This window comes from Niveispirillum cyanobacteriorum, assembly GCF_002868735.1.
Classification (GTDB): Bacteria; Pseudomonadota; Alphaproteobacteria; order Azospirillales; family Azospirillaceae; genus Niveispirillum; species Niveispirillum cyanobacteriorum.
The window spans coordinates 1554777-1570260 of sequence record NZ_CP025611.1; the positions used below are offsets into that span (position 1 = coordinate 1554777).

Annotated in this window: 17 protein-coding genes; 9 read left to right on the top strand and 8 right to left on the bottom strand. The window is 62.6% G+C overall.

The genetic code is table 11. From position 1 onward, the window contains the following. Positions 1-101: 101 nt before the first annotated feature. Complete coding sequence (gene tsaD / locus C0V82_RS07020) at positions 102-1172, top strand: tRNA (adenosine(37)-N6)-threonylcarbamoyltransferase complex transferase subunit TsaD (protein ID WP_102111711.1); 1071 nt, start codon at positions 102-104, stop codon at positions 1170-1172. A gap of 118 nt (positions 1173-1290) precedes the next feature. On the opposite strand, the gene gpmA is transcribed toward tsaD, so the two are convergent. Together gpmA and C0V82_RS07030 are read right to left on the bottom strand one after the other, a co-directional pair. Next, positions 1291-1980, bottom strand: a complete 690-nt coding sequence (gene gpmA, locus C0V82_RS07025) for a 2,3-diphosphoglycerate-dependent phosphoglycerate mutase (RefSeq protein ID WP_102113299.1) — start codon at positions 1978-1980, stop codon at positions 1291-1293. Positions 1981-2163: 183 nt separating this feature from the next. Continuing rightward, the gene (locus C0V82_RS07030; protein ID WP_102111712.1) at positions 2164-3192 is read right to left on the bottom strand and encodes an aspartate-semialdehyde dehydrogenase; all 1029 of its coding nucleotides are present in this window, start codon (positions 3190-3192) and stop codon (positions 2164-2166) included. 154 nt (positions 3193-3346) lie between these two features. On the opposite strand from C0V82_RS07030, the gene C0V82_RS07035 reads away from it, so the two are divergent. The 3 genes from C0V82_RS07035 (at position 3347) to C0V82_RS07045 (ending at position 5486) form a co-directional block, all read left to right on the top strand. Continuing rightward, the gene (locus C0V82_RS07035; protein ID WP_102111713.1) at positions 3347-3682 is read left to right on the top strand and encodes an Mpo1-like protein; all 336 of its coding nucleotides are present in this window, start codon (positions 3347-3349) and stop codon (positions 3680-3682) included. 42 nt (positions 3683-3724) lie between these two features. Then, positions 3725-3985 (top strand): hypothetical protein, encoded by a 261-nt coding sequence (locus C0V82_RS07040; protein WP_054167021.1) that lies wholly within the window; start codon positions 3725-3727, stop codon positions 3983-3985. A 211-nt stretch (positions 3986-4196) separates the two neighbouring features. Further along, positions 4197-5486: a pentapeptide repeat-containing protein gene (locus C0V82_RS07045; RefSeq protein ID WP_102111714.1), complete on the top strand. Its 1290-nt coding sequence runs from the start codon at positions 4197-4199 to the stop codon at positions 5484-5486. Positions 5487-5543: 57 nt separating this feature from the next. On the opposite strand, the gene C0V82_RS07050 is transcribed toward C0V82_RS07045, so the two are convergent. Both C0V82_RS07050 and C0V82_RS07055 read right to left on the bottom strand, forming a co-directional pair. Then, complete coding sequence (locus C0V82_RS07050) at positions 5544-7544, bottom strand: MAC/perforin domain-containing protein (RefSeq protein ID WP_102111715.1); 2001 nt, start codon at positions 7542-7544, stop codon at positions 5544-5546. Between the two features lie 237 nt (positions 7545-7781). Next, a complete protein-coding gene (locus tag C0V82_RS07055; RefSeq protein WP_102111716.1) occupies positions 7782-8540 on the bottom strand; it encodes a GNAT family N-acetyltransferase in 759 nt (252 codons plus the stop codon). A gap of 257 nt (positions 8541-8797) precedes the next feature. On the opposite strand from C0V82_RS07055, the gene sdhC reads away from it, so the two are divergent. Genes sdhC through C0V82_RS07075 form a run of 4 tightly spaced genes read left to right on the top strand, consistent with a single transcriptional unit; the run spans position 8798 to position 12206 of the window. Next, positions 8798-9196, top strand: coding sequence for a succinate dehydrogenase, cytochrome b556 subunit (gene sdhC, locus C0V82_RS07060; protein ID WP_102111717.1), 399 nt, complete (start codon positions 8798-8800; stop codon positions 9194-9196). Between the two features lie 8 nt (positions 9197-9204). Continuing rightward, positions 9205-9603, top strand: a complete 399-nt coding sequence (sdhD, locus tag C0V82_RS07065; protein ID WP_199772482.1) for a succinate dehydrogenase, hydrophobic membrane anchor protein — start codon at positions 9205-9207, stop codon at positions 9601-9603. 4 nt (positions 9604-9607) lie between these two features. Beyond that, on the top strand, positions 9608-11398 hold the full coding sequence (sdhA, locus tag C0V82_RS07070; RefSeq protein ID WP_102111718.1) for a succinate dehydrogenase flavoprotein subunit: 1791 nt from the start codon (positions 9608-9610) through the stop codon (positions 11396-11398). A gap of 25 nt (positions 11399-11423) precedes the next feature. Further along, on the top strand, positions 11424-12206 hold the full coding sequence (locus C0V82_RS07075) for a succinate dehydrogenase iron-sulfur subunit (RefSeq protein ID WP_054167015.1): 783 nt from the start codon (positions 11424-11426) through the stop codon (positions 12204-12206). Between the two features lie 71 nt (positions 12207-12277). Here C0V82_RS07075 and C0V82_RS07080 read toward each other — a convergent pair whose 3' ends face one another. The 4 genes from C0V82_RS07080 to C0V82_RS07095 form a co-directional block, all read right to left on the bottom strand. Further along, positions 12278-12622: a hypothetical protein gene (locus C0V82_RS07080; protein WP_102111719.1), complete on the bottom strand. Its 345-nt coding sequence runs from the start codon at positions 12620-12622 to the stop codon at positions 12278-12280. Positions 12623-12769: 147 nt separating this feature from the next. Further along, positions 12770-13270, bottom strand: coding sequence for a GAF domain-containing protein (locus C0V82_RS07085; protein ID WP_102111720.1), 501 nt, complete (start codon positions 13268-13270; stop codon positions 12770-12772). A gap of 81 nt (positions 13271-13351) precedes the next feature. Continuing rightward, positions 13352-13807, bottom strand: a complete 456-nt coding sequence (locus C0V82_RS07090; protein ID WP_158659783.1) for a MaoC/PaaZ C-terminal domain-containing protein — start codon at positions 13805-13807, stop codon at positions 13352-13354. Then, complete coding sequence (locus tag C0V82_RS07095; protein WP_370466025.1) at positions 13804-14379, bottom strand: septation protein A; 576 nt, start codon at positions 14377-14379, stop codon at positions 13804-13806. The genes C0V82_RS07090 and C0V82_RS07095 overlap by 4 nt, the downstream gene beginning before the upstream one ends. 128 nt (positions 14380-14507) lie before the next feature. On the opposite strand from C0V82_RS07095, the gene C0V82_RS07100 reads away from it, so the two are divergent. Next, on the top strand, positions 14508-15482 hold the full coding sequence (locus C0V82_RS07100; RefSeq protein ID WP_158659784.1) for a magnesium transporter CorA family protein: 975 nt from the start codon (positions 14508-14510) through the stop codon (positions 15480-15482). The last annotated feature ends 2 nt before the right edge of the window (positions 15483-15484 follow it).

A 15484-nucleotide genomic window follows, 5' to 3' on the forward strand; every position in this document is an offset into this window, starting at 1 on the left:
CAATCAACACGGCTTCCCTGCCCGCCATATTCGCAGCCGCCATGGCTGCAATGTCCCGCCGCCCTTGCCGCCGGGCCGGCGGACGCTTAGGTTCTGCCCCCATGAAAGTCCTTGGCATCGAAACCAGTTGTGATGAAACCGCCGCCGCCATCGTCGAAGATGAGGGCGAGGGGCCGGGCCGCGTCCTGTCCAATGTGGTGTTGAGCCAGTTGGACGATCACCGCCCCTATGGCGGCGTGGTGCCGGAGATCGCGGCCCGCGCGCATTTACAGCATCTGGACCGGCTGGTGCGTCAGGCCCTGGACGAGGCCGGGCTGGGCCTGTCGGACCTGGACGGCATTGCCGCCACGGCGGGACCGGGCCTGATCGGCGGGGTGATGGTGGGGGTGATGACGGCCAAGGCCATGGCCGCGGTCACAAACCTGCCCTTCATGGCCGTCAACCATCTGGAAGGCCACGCCCTGACGGCGCGTCTGACGCATGGGGTGACGTTCCCCTTCCTGCTGCTGCTGGTCTCGGGCGGCCATTGTCAGTTGCTGGCGGTAGAGGGCGTGGGACGGTATCGCCGTCTGGGCACCACCATCGATGATGCGGTGGGGGAGGCGTTTGACAAATCCGCCAAGATCATGGGCCTGGGCTATCCCGGCGGCCCGCTGATGGAAAAGGCGGCTTCGGGAGCGACCGATCCTGGCCGCTTCGACCTGCCGGTGCCCATGAAAGGCCGGCCCGATTGTGATTTCAGCTTTTCCGGCCTGAAGACTGCCGTGCGGCGGCATGTGGAAAATCTGGGCGGCACCCTGTTGGATGCCGACCGCGCCGATCTGGCCGCATCGTTCCACCAGGCCGTGGGCGACAGTCTGATCGACCGTTGCACCAAGGCGCTGAAATACTTCAAGGCGGAGTTCCCGGAGGGCAAGACCCTGGTGGTCGCCGGCGGGGTCGCCGCCAATCAGGTGCTGCGCGCCCGCCTGACCGACCTGTGCCGCCGTCACAAGTTCGATTTCGTGGCGCCGCCACTGGCTCTGTGTACCGACAATGGTGCCATGATCGCCTGGGCCGGTCTGGAACGGCTGCGCCTGGGCCTGACTGACGGTTTGGACTTCGCCCCCCGCCCCCGCTGGCCGCTGGACCCAAATGCCAAGGCGGCACCCTTTGCGGGGGTGAAGGCGTAAACCAAGAGCCATGTATCATGGCTCTTAGTATTCTTCATGTTCCCTCAAGCGCCGGGCGGCGGCCTCCAAGGGGCATGTGACACGCCCCTTGGCATAGCCGCCCTCACCCCATTCCGCCTCAATCCAGGAAATACCGGTCCAGCGCCTTCAGATCGGCATCCAGCTCATAAACGATGGGCTTGCCGGTCGGGATTTCGAACTGCACGATCTCGTCATCGCCCATGCCGGACAGATACTTGACCAGACCGCGCAGGCTGTTGCCATGGGCGGCGACCAGCACACGCTTGCCGGCCTTCACCTGCGGAGCGATCACGTTGGTCCAGTAGGGGACCACGCGCGCCACGCAATCCTTCAGGCTTTCGGTGCGCGGCAGCTGTTCCTTGGACAGGTCGGCATAGCGCGGATCGGCATCGGGCAGACGCTCATCATCCTCGGCCAGGACCGGCGGGGCGATGTCGTAGGAACGGCGCCAGATCTTGACCTGATCGGCGCCATGCTTGGCCGCTGTCTCGGTCTTGTTCAGGCCCTGCAGGCCGCCATAATGGCGCTCGTTCAGCTGCCAGCTCTTGAACTGCGGCACCCAGATACGGTCCATGGCTTCCAGCGCCAGGTTGCTGGTCTTGATGGCGCGCTTCAGGACGGACGTGTGGCAGATATCGAAATCCAGGCCCGCCGCCTTCAGCTTGACGCCGGCCTCCTTGGCCTCCTCCACGCCCTGCGGCGACAGGTCCACATCGGTCCAGCCCGTGAACAGGTCCAACTGGTTCCACACGCTCTGACCATGGCGGATCAGGACAAGCTTCGTCATCTCCCACATTCCCTTATGCATGGCCCCGATACCGGGGCGTTATCGATGCTGGCCAGCGTCCTACCATATGGCACCACCCGGACCAAGGTCTGTTCCAGGGGGAACGGAAAGGTGATGGCGGCGCCGCGCCCGAAAACAAAAACGGCGGCCACTGGGGCCGCCGCTTCGTTCGCTCTTCTACAATCAATCCGCCGGGCCGATATGCCCGTCGCGGATCATCACTTCGGCGATCTGTACCGCGTTCAGCGCCGCACCCTTGCGCAGATTGTCGGCCACGATCCACAGGTTCAGACCGTTTTCGACGGTGCTGTCCTCACGGATACGGCTGATGAAGACATTATCCTCACCAGCGATTTCGACGGGGGTGACATAGCCTTCGTCCACGCGATGGTCGACAACGGAGATACCGGGGGCGGCGCGCAGGGCCTTGCGGGCCTCGTCGGCGGTGATCGGGTTCTCGAACTCGATATTCACCGATTCCGAATGGCCGATGAACACGGGCACGCGCACGGCGGTGGCCGACACCTTGATGGACGGGTCGAGGATTTTCTTGGTCTCAACCACCATCTTCCACTCTTCCTTCGTCATGCCATCGTCCATGAAGCTGTCGATATGCGGGATGACGTTGAAGGCGATCTGCTTGGTGAACTTCTTCTTTTCCACCGGATCGTTGACATAGATGGCACGGGTCTGGGTGAACAGCTCGTCCATCGCCTCCTTGCCGCCGCCCGACACGGACTGATAGGTGGAGACGACGACGCGGCGGATCTTGGCCAGATCATGCAGCGGCTTCAGCGCTACCACCATCTGAATGGTGGAGCAGTTGGGATTGGCGATAATGCCCTTCTTGCGCCAGCCGGACAGGTGATGCGGATTGACCTCCGGCACCACCAGCGGGACATCGGGGTCCATGCGGAAATGGCTGGTATTGTCGATGACGCAGGCGCCGGCGGCAGCGGCCTTGGGCGCAAACTGGGCCGAAATCTTCGCACCCGGCGAAGACAGGACGAAATCGGTGCCGGCAAAATCGAAGGTGGCGAGGTCGCGGACCTTCAGCACCTGATCCTCGCCAAACGACACTTCATGGCCGGCGGAACGTTCAGAAGCCAGCGCGACCACTTCCGACACGGGGAAATTCCGGTCAGCCAGCGTCTGCAGGATTTCCCGGCCGACATTGCCTGTGGCGCCAACGACAGCGACCTTGTAACCCATTTTCCCGGCCCTCAAATCAGTAGGATGAAACAGCGGGGCGACGGCGCAACATCCGGCACCTTGACAAGCCCCGACGAACGCTTTGACTTATGCGTTGGGCAGCAAGATGGCAAGAAAATGACCTAAGCGCCCATGTGGCGGGAGGATTGCACCCATGGCACAGCGTGAATACCAGACGTTCGAGGCCTTCTGGCCCTTCTATCTGCGCGAACATTCCAAGAAGGTGACGCGCGGGTTCCACTATGTCGGCAGCGCCATTGCGCTGGGTTTCCTGGCGACATTCGGCGCCACCATGGACCCGCTCTGGCTGATCGGCATGCCTCTGTCGGGCTATTTCTTTGCCTGGCTGTCCCACGCGCTGGTGGAGCATAACAAGCCCGCCACCTTCACCTATCCGCTCTGGTCGCTGATTGCCGATTACCGGATGTTCTTTCTGTTTGTGGCGGGTCGGTTGGGGCCGGAATTGCGCCGGGCCGGGATTGATGGTTAATTCCCACTGACCTTTTCCGAACCAGCCCCAAGGAACGCGCGCGTGCCGTCCATTCAGGAGATCATCGCCCAGTCCATCAAGGACGCCGACAAGTCCTTCTTCAATGAGGATTACATGAAGCAGGCGAAATCGGTGGTCGATGCCCTGCGCAAATCCGGGCTGGAGGTGGTGCCGGTGAAACCGCCGGAGGAACTGGTCACCTACGCGTCAGAGAACATCCCGCTGGGCCGCTTGCGACCCACGGACTTCATCCGCACCATGTATTCTACCATGGTGGCCAACGCCCGCAAATTCGTCAGCTAAAACCAAGGGTCACCATGATGACCCTTGGCCCGGAGGCGACTGATGGCGCAAAATTGACAACGCTGTTTTGCGACTGCGAAGCAAAACGAAAAGCTGTGGATATGATCCTTTTGCGCTCATACTTTGGTGTGCAAGCCGGAAAACCTCTGGCATAGTGCGACAGGGCTTTCTAAGCCCATCCCATACCAGCGATAGGGAAGGCAGCGCAGGCTTGACGGCGGAAGCGGCACAACCGGCGGAACCGACATGGCGACGCCCCTCGACAGAGGAGCTGCTGGAAGCCCTGCGCCGCCACGTCAAGCTGATGGAGGGCCGCATCGGCGGCCAGCGTGCCATTTTCGTGCTGTGTGATCTGCGCGGCGTTAACCTGTCCAATATGGACCTGCGCAGCGCGGAACTGACCGGGTCGCGCTTCGATCAGGCGCAGATGGTGAAGACGCGGCTGACGGGGGCGAACCTGTTCGCTGCCGACCTGCGGCTGGCGAATTTGCAGCAGGCGGACCTGTCCAAGGCCGACATGCGCGGCATCACCATGCGCGGCGCAGATCTGACCAAGGCCAAGCTGCGCGACACCGATGTGCGAGAGGCGGTTCTGGCTGTCTATCGCGGCGGCAAGCCGCTGCCCCAGGCCTTTGACGGGCGCATCCCCAATCTGGCCGCCGTCATCGCCAACAATGCCGACTTCTCCGGTTCCAAGATGAACGGGGCCATTACGCTGAAGGCCGATTTCACCGATGCCAATCTGCGCCATGTCGATCTGCGCGGCGCCGATCTGCGTGGGGCCAATTTCAAGGGCGCCATGCTGGACGGCGCCAATCTTCAGGGCGCACAATTGCAGGAGGCGGATTTCGCCGGCGCCGTCCTGACCGACGCCATCCTGCGCGATGCGCTGGCCGAAGGGGCGAATTTCCGGGGCGCCATTCTGGACCCCCATGCGATGAACGACCTGAAGCGCACGGGCGCGCTGCTGCCCGGCACCATGGACGGGGCGGAACCGATAGAGGTGCTGCTGGCCGCCCATGCCGATTGGGTGGTGACGGCGGGGCGCAGCGGCAAGCGCGCTGATTTCAGCGGCCGCGACCTGATGGGCCTGGACATGCGCGGCCGCAATGTCACGGCGGCGAAGCTGCCCTATGCGCTGGCCCGCCGGTCCCTATGGACCAACGCCTGTATGGTGATGGCCGACCTGGAATGCACTGACATGCGCGATACCCAGATGGGCAGCGCTGATCTGCGCGGCGCCAATCTGGAACGCGCCCATCTGGGCGGGGCCTTCTTGCAGGGGGCCAACCTGACACCGCTGGTCAGCGCCGACATGCCTGACCGCCGCTGGCCCACCCGCCTGTCCGGTGCACGGTTTCAGGGGGCTGACCTACGGAATGCTGACCTGCGGGGGGCCATCGCACGGGGCACGGACTTTACCGGTGCTGACCTGCGCGGGGCCAAACTGGACGGGGCCGACCTTGAAGGTGCCACCTTCGCCCAGGCGCGGCATGACTGAGGGGCCTGTCATCCTGCCCTTCGCGGAAAGACAGGGTGACAGGCCCTTTCATGCTACTCAGTTCCCGGCCCATTGCGTCGGGTCGGTCGGGTTAACCAGCGGCACCCAGCACAGGGCGACCGATGGCTGCGCGAAGACGTAGTTGAAGGTCACATTATACGACCATCCCTTCGGCACGGGCAGAACGGCGCTGTTGCACCCAAGCCAGGTATTGGCACCGGGATAGAAATTGATCGACGCAGCCGCCATGGTCGCATCCGTCCCCAGCGCCGTGCCCGCTGGCCCCATCTCGATCGCTCCGAATCCGATGGTCTGATCGCATGACCTTCCATCAATCAGCAGGATGAGGAACCCGTCGGTCTGCACATTCTGCACGGTCAGGGGCAACTGGCTGGGCTGCGTCTGGCCATAGGCCAGCATCTGCTGCGCCGGCTGGAAGGAAAGCACTCCCGACAGAGGCGTCCATTGCGCCGCATAGGTGACGTCGCCGAAGGTGGTGTCGCAGGTCACCGTGAAGGTTTCGCCATTGCAGATGGGAACCAGCACGCTTTCCTGCGGGTAATGCACATCGTCGCCGGGATAATAATGGATGGAGGCCGCCCCCCGCAGCACGCTGCCAACCGTGACGGCGGCGGAACCGCGCGCACCACTGCCGCCACGGAGCAGTGATACCAGCAAGAAACCATCGCTGGCCGCCGTCTGGGTCAAGGGGGTGCCGGCAGATATTGTCAGGCTGCTGGACGCGCCCAGAACAGCGCCCCCGCCATCCGCCTGGCCCAGGGCGAAGCGCTGGAACAGGCTCTCCGGCGCGGTGCCGAAGGTCGTGGTCTGCGCCAGTTCCGCCCGCAACCCTTTCTGCACCGGCAGCGCCAGACTGGCCGTGTTGGCATAGCGCTGGTCCTGGTCATAAAGATGGCCGGAGGCATAGGCGCAGGGCACCGCCATGCCATCCGCCGGACCAACAGAGCCGGTGGTGTAGCCACGCGCACCATTCACGGCATAGTTGGTATAGGCCACGAGGATCGTGTCCACATCATACTGGTTCAATGTCGATGCCGCGACAGGGTCGGGCGTGCTGATATGCGGCGTATTCAGATAAACCCGCGCGGCGGCGTCCATCGTCGCGGCCTTGGCGGTGGCATCCGGCCCGGTGATCAGCGCCGACAAGGGCAGGATCACCGGTGACAGCCCGGCCGTGCCCAGGCCCAGCAGCAGCACGGGATTATCATAGCAGGAGGGGAAGAACGCCGCCGGCTTGTCCGGCTGATAGGTGCCGCCAACCGCGCTGGTGGTGGATGACATGTCGTTCTGATACTGGTCCAGCCATTGGCTTTCGTTGTAGCTGGTGCTGGCACTGCCCGTGACCTTGCCGATCTCCGTCTCGAACGAGCCGGAGATCGCGGCCTGAAGTTTCATATGGTCGGCGGTCTTGACGACGCTTTTGGAGATGGTGGTGGCCTTGGCCATGAACCCACCAAAGACGCCGGAAACCAGGAAGTAAGTCCCGTACTTCTGGAAAAAACCAGCATAGGCCTGATAATCGCTGCTGGACCCGATTGTGGCCGGCAGTGCCGCCAGATCGGCGGTGAAGCCAGGCGTCAGCGATGCCTGTGCCGCGCTGCAATCCCGCCGGACGCTGTAACATTGCTGGGTGGCGAAGGTCAGGAAATACTCCTTGGTCACGTCGCTGAAAAAGCTGGCACCATAGGTCAGGCTGCTGGAAAAGCTGCCGGAATATTTCTGACCATCCAACCCTGCCGACACCGACACAGAGAATGAATATTTGAAATCGGATACGGTTCTCATGAAATGTTCGGAATTACTGTAACCGAACTGCGTGCGCTCCAGAAAAACCACCCCGTCGGGGATGGAACAGGTGACGCCATTGAACTGGCCCTGGGCACCATTGGCGTAGGTCAGTTGAAAGATCGGCTGCGTCAGAAACGACGATTTCAGCGGATCAAAGCCATTTGTCAGATAGGCCGTACAGTTCGGCGGCGGCAGAGGATTAGGCAAAGCGGGAGCGGCCGCGGAAGCGGCTGAGGTTGCAACAGACATGGTTGTTCCTTTCCAACGGCAAAGACCAGAGGCGGCTTTGCTGCTTGAGTGCCGTGCGGATAAAGAAAAGCGGATCACATTCACATTCTGTGGATGTGCTAAACGACCGCCTTGTCATGAGACGGGAGGAAAGTAACATTAACTTTGCGTTAACGCAATCGGCTTTGCATTAAATGCATATGACTTTTAGTCGAGCCGCCTACAGGAGGCCTGCATTTCATGCAGAGTCAGCTCGCCTCACCCCAGCTTCGCATAGGCATAGTCATAGAGGTGCTGGAACCCCAGCCGCGCGTACAGCGCCAGGGCTGGCACATTGGCATCCCCGACCTGGAGATAGGCACCAACCGCCCCCTCCCCCACGGCGCGGGCCAGCATGTCGGCCATCAGACGGCGCGGCAGACCCTGCCCGCGCCGGTCCGGGCGGCAGGCGACCTTGTAAAATCCGGCCCATCCGCGATCCAGCACGCAAAGGCAGGCCGCAACCGGCTCCCCATCCTGCCACAGCATCGCAAAGCGTGGGCGGGCGGCGATGCCGTTCAGGATGGACAGCAGGGCCGGCATCTCCGCCTCAGGCACCGGGACCATGCGGCGATAGGCATCCATCCAGGCCTGATCCAACCGGTCCTGTACCCGCACTGCGGCATCCGGCGCCGCCGCGCTGATGTCCTCCAGCGGACGGAACAGCACCCGACTCTGGCTGGCGATACCGTAACCCCGCTCCGCCAGCTGGGCAGCCAGATCGGGCGGTGACAGGGGTGTCAGTCGGAATTGCGGGGGCAGTCCTTGGCGGCGATATTCCGCCTCCACCATGTCGATGGTGTCATCGTCAATGGCGCTCATCGGCACCATTGCATTGGCGGAATTGGCGCGCCCCGTATGCCCTGCCGCGAAGTACAGCGCCCAGCCCTTATGGATGATGCGGCGCGGTGCCGGCCATGCCGTCATCGACAAATCTTCCAAAAGGGCGATATCGCTAATGCGATCGGGCGACAGCATGAAATGACGTCCTTCGGGCGAAAACGGTCGATCAACATGCTGCCATGCTGAAAAACAGGCAGGCCATGCCAAGGTCGGGGGGCGGACACCACGAATACTGCACTGCCGAAGCGTTGACGAGACGGGGGGTTAGGCGTAAGTCACTTCGGCGATTTCTTTGTCTCATAAACCGCCGGTGGTCCCGCCACCGGACGTCAGCTCCCTTGGCGGGGGGAGGGCGTGGGCAAACCCCGGCCAGCACCAAGGACGAAAGAGAAATGACCGACACGCCTGCGGCCAAGCGGCAACGGCCCTTGTCCCCTCACCTGCAGGTCTACCGGCTGCCTTTGCCGGCCCTGACATCGATTGCCCACCGCATCACCGGCGTAGGGCTGACCGTTGGTACGCTGCTGCTGGTCTGGTGGCTCGTCGCCGCCGCCGCAGGTCCGGAAGCGTACGCCACGGCAAGCGGCTTCATCGCCTCGCCCATCGGCTTGTTGCTGATGTTCGGCTGGACGGCGGCCCTCTGGTACCATCTGCTGAACGGCCTGCGCCACCTGATCTGGGATGGCGCGAAGATGCTGACCCTGGAACAAAGCTATTCCAGCGCCAAGCTGGTCATCGGCGGCGCCGTCGTGGCGACCGTGGTGACCTGGGTCGTGGCGTTCGCGGTCTGACGGGGGACATGATGGCCAACGATACCAACAGCTTCCGCACGCCCATCGGCCGCGCTCGCGGTCTGGGTTCCGCCAAGACGGGCGCACAGGCCTGGCTGGGCTACCGCATCGCTTCCGCCGCACTCGCGGTGCTGACGATCCTGTTCATCATCCTGGTGATCAGCCTGATCGGCGCGCCGTATGAGCAGGTGGTCGCCACCTTCAAGCATCCGTGCCCGGTCATCCTGACCGTCCTGTTCCTGGGCTTCCTGTTTCATCATGCCGCATACGGTATGCAGGAAGTCTACGAGGACTATATCCACGGCAAGCTGGCGAAGGTTTTCGCCATCGGCGCCACCAAACTGGTGGCCCTGGCCCTGTTCCTCGCCGGCGCTTTTGCCGTCCTGAAGATCGCTTTCGGAGCCTGACATCATGGCGACCGCTTACAAGATCATCGACCACGAATATGACGTGGTTGTCGTCGGCGCCGGCGGCGCCGGCCTGCGCGCCACCTTCGGCATGGCCGAAAAGGGGCTGAAGACCGCCTGTATCACCAAGGTGTTCCCCACCCGCAGCCACACTGTGGCGGCGCAGGGCGGCATCTCGGCGGCCCTTGGCAACATGGGCGATGACGACTGGCGCTACCACATGTACGACACCGTCAAGGGGTCGGACTGGCTGGGCGACCAGGACGCCATCGAATACATGGTGCGCGAAGCCATCCCCGCCATCATCGAGCTGGAACATCAGGGTGTGCCCTTCTCGCGCACCGCTGAAGGCAAGATCTACCAGCGCGCCTTCGGTGGCATGACCACCGAATATGGCAAGGGTCAGGCTTACCGCACCTGTGCGGCAGCTGACCGTACCGGCCACGCCATGCTGCATACGCTGTATCAGCAGAGCCTGCGCCACCATGCCGAGTTCTTTATCGAGTATTTCGCCCTCGACCTGCTGATGGACGAGGAAGGCGTGTGCCGGGGCGTGCTGGCCTGGAACCTGGACGATGGCACCATCCATCGCTTCCGTGGTCACCAGACGGTTCTGGCCACCGGCGGCTATGGCCGCGCCTATTTCTCCGCCACCTCGGCCCATACCTGCACCGGCGACGGTGGCGGCATGGTGCTGCGCGCCGGCCTGCCGCTCCAGGATATGGAGTTCGTGCAGTTCCACCCGACCGGTATCTACGGCTCCGGCTGTCTGATCACCGAGGGTGCGCGCGGCGAAGGCGGGTACCTGACCAACAGTGCGGGTGAGCGCTTCATGGAGCGTTACGCCCCGTCCGCCAAGGACCTGGCCTCGCGCGACGTGGTCAGCCGGTCGATGACCATCGAAATCCGTGAAGGGCGCGGTGTCGGTCCCAACAAGGATCATATCCACCTGCATCTGGAACATCTGGCCCCGGAAGTCATCCATGCCCGCCTGCCCGGCATTGCCGAGAGCGCGCGCGTGTTTGCCGGCGTGGACGTGACGAAGGAGCCGATCCCGGTTCTGCCGACCGTTCACTACAATATGGGCGGCATCCCCACGAACTATCGTGGCGAGGTCATCCGTCCCACCGCCGACAATCCCGATCAGGTCGTTCCCGGCCTGATGGCGATTGGTGAGGCGGCCTGCGTGTCGGTGCATGGCGCCAACCGCCTGGGTTCCAACTCGCTGCTCGACCTCGTGGTGTTTGGCCGCTCTGCCGCCATCCGCGCCGCCGAGATCGTGCAGAAGGGCGCCCCGCACAAGACCATCTCCAACGACAGCACCGATAAGGCGCTGGCCCGTCTGGACAAGGCCCGCTTTGCCAAGGGCGGCACCCGCGTTGCCCATCTGCGTCTGGAGATGCAGAAGATCATGCAGAATAACTGCGCCGTGTTCCGCACTGGTGAGGTGCTGGACGAAGGCGTGGAGCTGATGAAGCAGGTCTGGGCCAAGCGCCCCGATGTGCAGGTCAGCGACACCTCGATGATCTGGAACAGCGATCTGGTGGAAGCGCTGGAACTGGACAATCTGATGTACCAGGCCGTCGCCACCATCAATTCCGGTGCCAACCGCAAGGAATCCCGTGGCGCCCATGCGCGTGAGGATTATAGCGAGCGTGACGACGAGAATTGGATGAAGCACACCACCGTCTGGGTGGATGAGACGGGCAAGTCGACCATCGATTACCGCCCGGTTCATCTCTACACCCTGACGAACGAGGTGGAAGTGTTCCCGCCGAAGAAGCGCGTCTACTAAGTCACGATCTGAGAGGGCTTCATCCATGGCTGAATTCTCCCTGCCCGCCAACTCGAAGGTCGTGCCCGGCAAGACCGTCAAGTCGGCTTCTGCGGATGCCAAGCGCACCCGCACCTTCCGCATCTATCGTTATGACCCTGACTCGGGCGAAAACCCGCGTGAGGACAAGTACGAGATCGACCTGGACAAGTGCGGTCCGATGGTTCTGGACGCGCTGATTCACATCAAGAACGATGTGGACAGCACGCTCACCTTCCGCCGTTCCTGCCGTGAGGGCATCTGCGGCTCCTGTGCGATGAATATCGACGGGCGCAACACGCTGGCCTGCCTGAAGCCGATTGACGAGGTGAAGGGCGACGTCAAGATCTACCCGCTGCCGCATCAGCCGGTAGTGAAGGACCTTGTCCCCGACCTGAACCAGAACTACGCGCAGTTGGCTTCCATCAAGCCCTGGCTGCAGACGCAGAGCACCGCCCCCTCGCGCGAACGGCTGCAAAGCCCGGAAGAGCGGGAAAAGCTGGACGGTCTCTACGAATGCATTCTGTGCTTCTGCTGCACGACGTCGTGCCCCAGCTACTGGTGGAATGGCGACCGCTATCTGGGTCCGGCGGTGCTGTTGCAGGCCTATCGCTTCATCGCCGACAGCCGCGATGAAATGACGGGTGAGCGTTTGGACGCGCTGGAAGACCCCTTCCGCCTCTATCGCTGCCACACGATCATGAACTGCACCCAGACCTGCCCCAAGGGTCTGAACCCCGCCAAGGCCATCGCCGAAATCAAGAAGCTGATGGCCGCCCGCGCCGCATAACGCTGCACGGATGGTTGGAAAGAATGAAGGCCGCCGGGATCACTCCCGGCGGCCTTTTTCATTCACTTAGTTCAGTTCGGCACAGCCTGCGTCAGCACGCCGTCCGTGATGGTGCAGCGCAGGGTCCGGCGCTGCGGTGCCTCGAATGCGTCCTTGCGGCTGGCCATGGTGAAGGGCTGCTGCACCGTCTGGACATTGCCATTGGTCGACAGTTCCGGCAGGTCGAAGGCGATGCGGTAGCGGTCGCCGAACGACCGGTCTACTTCCCGCCGGCAGATATCGGTGGCGGTGCGGGGCGCATGGTACTTGCCATGCTCATACTCCCCATCATTAACATTGATGGAACAGGCTCCCAGCAGCCCGCCGGCGGACAGGCCCAGAAAGGCGAACGCGGATGCACGGACCAGACGCGACATGAAAAATCCCCCCGTTGGATCGAAACCGGGGGATCATGGAAGCGTCGCCGGTAAGGGCGCAAGCCACGTTACCCCGGCGTTACGAATTGAATTCATTGCGAAATGGAAAGCATGCGGCACTGCGGAATTGTAACGCGATGGTGCCGGTCACCCCGCCTTGGCCCGCACCTTGAACGTCATGCCCAGCACCGCCGACATCTGGTGCAGATACTTCACATCCGCCTCGGTCCAGTCCTTGATCACGCCGCAATGTTCACAGCACAGCACGGCCACCGGGCTGGTTCCCTCCAGGATCACGAAATCCAGCAGGGAACGGATATCCAGCGGCGTGAAATAGATCTCGTCGAAGCAGGAGGTGGCGGGGTGATGCTCGGCATCCGGTGCCACGATCTTCAGGTCGCGCTTGATGGCGTCGAAATATTGCGGGAAATCGTCTTCCGACAGGGTGACTCCGCTGCTGAAGGTACCGTCGCGGCTGTCGAACAGGCACTGGCTGGTGATGGCGTCCTTCACGCCATTGAACAGCCAGATGGAGGCGCGGCTGGACCCGACATGCTCCACAATATCCTGACAGATGGCGCGATAAAGATCGTCCAGCGTGTCCGGGTTGGCACGAAAAGCGGTCAGGGCGGCGCGGGCGCGGTCCATGGTCTGTGTCCTTGATTGCTGCGTTGCATCAAGGTTAACAAGCGGCCTGACAAAACGCAGCCTATGCGGGCGTATAGGGCGTCACGCCCGCGCCGCCACCAGCCCCACAATATCAATCGACAGCACGACCTCGCCCGCCTGGTTCCACATCTCCCGGCGGAACTTCACGATGCCCCGCCCGCCTTTGCGCGACGGGGTAAGCTCCAGGATCGTGTCGGTCAGGGTCAACGCGTCCCCCGCCCTGACCGGCTTCTGGAATTTCAGCATCCAGTCAAACCCGCCCAGAAAGGCCCAGGGTTTGCCTTCCTTGGCCATCGTTTCATGACCCAGGATATAGGAAAGCGAGATCGTATAGCCGCCGCTGGCGATCAGGCCGCCGAAATGCGTCTGCGCCGCCGCCGCCTCATCCACATGGAAATCCCAGGGATCATAGCGGCGCGCATAGTCCAGCATCGCGTCGCGGTCGACGGTCAGGGTGCGTGACCGCTGCACCTCGCCCACGGCCAGATCGTCGAAATAGGTGCGATGATCGGTCACGATGCGGCGGCGTCCCCGCCATCTTCGGCCCGCTGATGCTTCATGATCACCGGGATCTGGGCCATGGAGAAGATCAAGGACAGCGGCATGATGCCGAAGACCTTGAAATTCACCCACATTTCCGTGCCAAAATTGCGCCACACAATCTCGTTCAGCACGGCCAGCAACAGGAAGAACCAGGCCCAGCGGACGGTCAGGATACGCCAGCCTTCATCCGTCAGGTCCAGGGCTGCCCCCAGCACCACCTTCAACAGGTTGCGCTTTAACGCCATCCCCACGAACAAAGTGGCGGATAGCAGCAGATTGACCACCGTCGGCTTGATCTTAATGAACAGCTCATCATTCAGCCACAGCGTCAGTCCGCCAAAGACCAGCACGAAGAAGCACCCCACCAGCGGCATCACCGGCAGGCGGCGTTCCAGCAGCCAGTTGACGGTCAGCGCCACCGTGGTAGCGACCATGAAGACGCCCGTGCCGGCCATCAGGCCGTAACGGGTGTTGATGACGAAGAACAGGGCCAGGGGACCTGCTTCGAGGGCGAGTTTCAGCAGCGGATTCATAAAGCAAAGCATGTACCCGGAACCGCGTCGCCACGCCAGTCCCGGTTTCTGCTGCCCTGCGGCGAAACATCGCTTCCCCCGCGCCGCCGGAACGGGTAAAGGCGAGGTGTCAGCAGCACATGACGCGGGGGAGAAGGCCGATGATACGCGCCTACCGCATGATCGAGGGTCGAAACGAACCGCTGGACGGTGTGCCGTCGGTGGAAGCCTTGCGACAGGCCTGCTGGATCGACCTCAACGCCCCCAGCACCGCCGACCGGCAACTGGTGGAACAGACCTTCGGGATCGAGCTTCCGACGCGCGAAGAGATGCGGGAGATTGAGCTGTCCAGCCGCGTTTATCGCGAGGCGGGCGGCGCCTTCATGACCGCCACGGTCCTGTGCCGCGCCGATGCACCCGTGCCGGAAACCATGGATATCACCTTCGTCCTGACGGGCGATACCCTGATCACCCTGCGCTTTGACGACCCCAAGCCCTTCTATGGCTTCCACAATCAGGTGACGAAGCAGGGTGTGCGGCTGGATAACGGCATCTCCAGTTTCCTGGCGCTGCTGGATGCCATCCTGGACCGGATCGCCGACGTGCTGGAGGGGGCGGGCCGCGACGTGACGGCGGTGGCCCGCGAACTGCTGATCGAGGGGCATCAGGGCCATCTGAATTCCGATCAGCAGCATCTGCTGCTGAAACGCATCGCCCGCGCCCACGACCTGACGGCCAAGGCGCGCGAAAGCCTGGTCACGCTGACCCGCATCATCGCCTTTACCGGCACGGTGCGCGAACTGGCCAACGAAAAAACCCTGCGGGCGCGCCTGAAGACGCTGAGCCAGGATGCACAGTCGCTGGCCGATTACACCGCCTTCCTCTCCTCCAACATCGCGTTTCAGCTGGATGCGCTGCTGGGTGTGGTGGGGATTGAGCAGAACAACATCGTGAAGATTTTCTCGGTCGCGGCGGTGGTGTTCCTGCCGCCGACCCTGGTGGCCAGCATCTATGGCATGAACTTCCATTTCATGCCGGAACTGGACTGGCCCTATGGCTATCCGCTGGCCATCGCCCTGATGATCATCTCGGTGATCGTGCCGTTCCTGTATTTCAAGCGGCGGGGCTGGTTGTAACC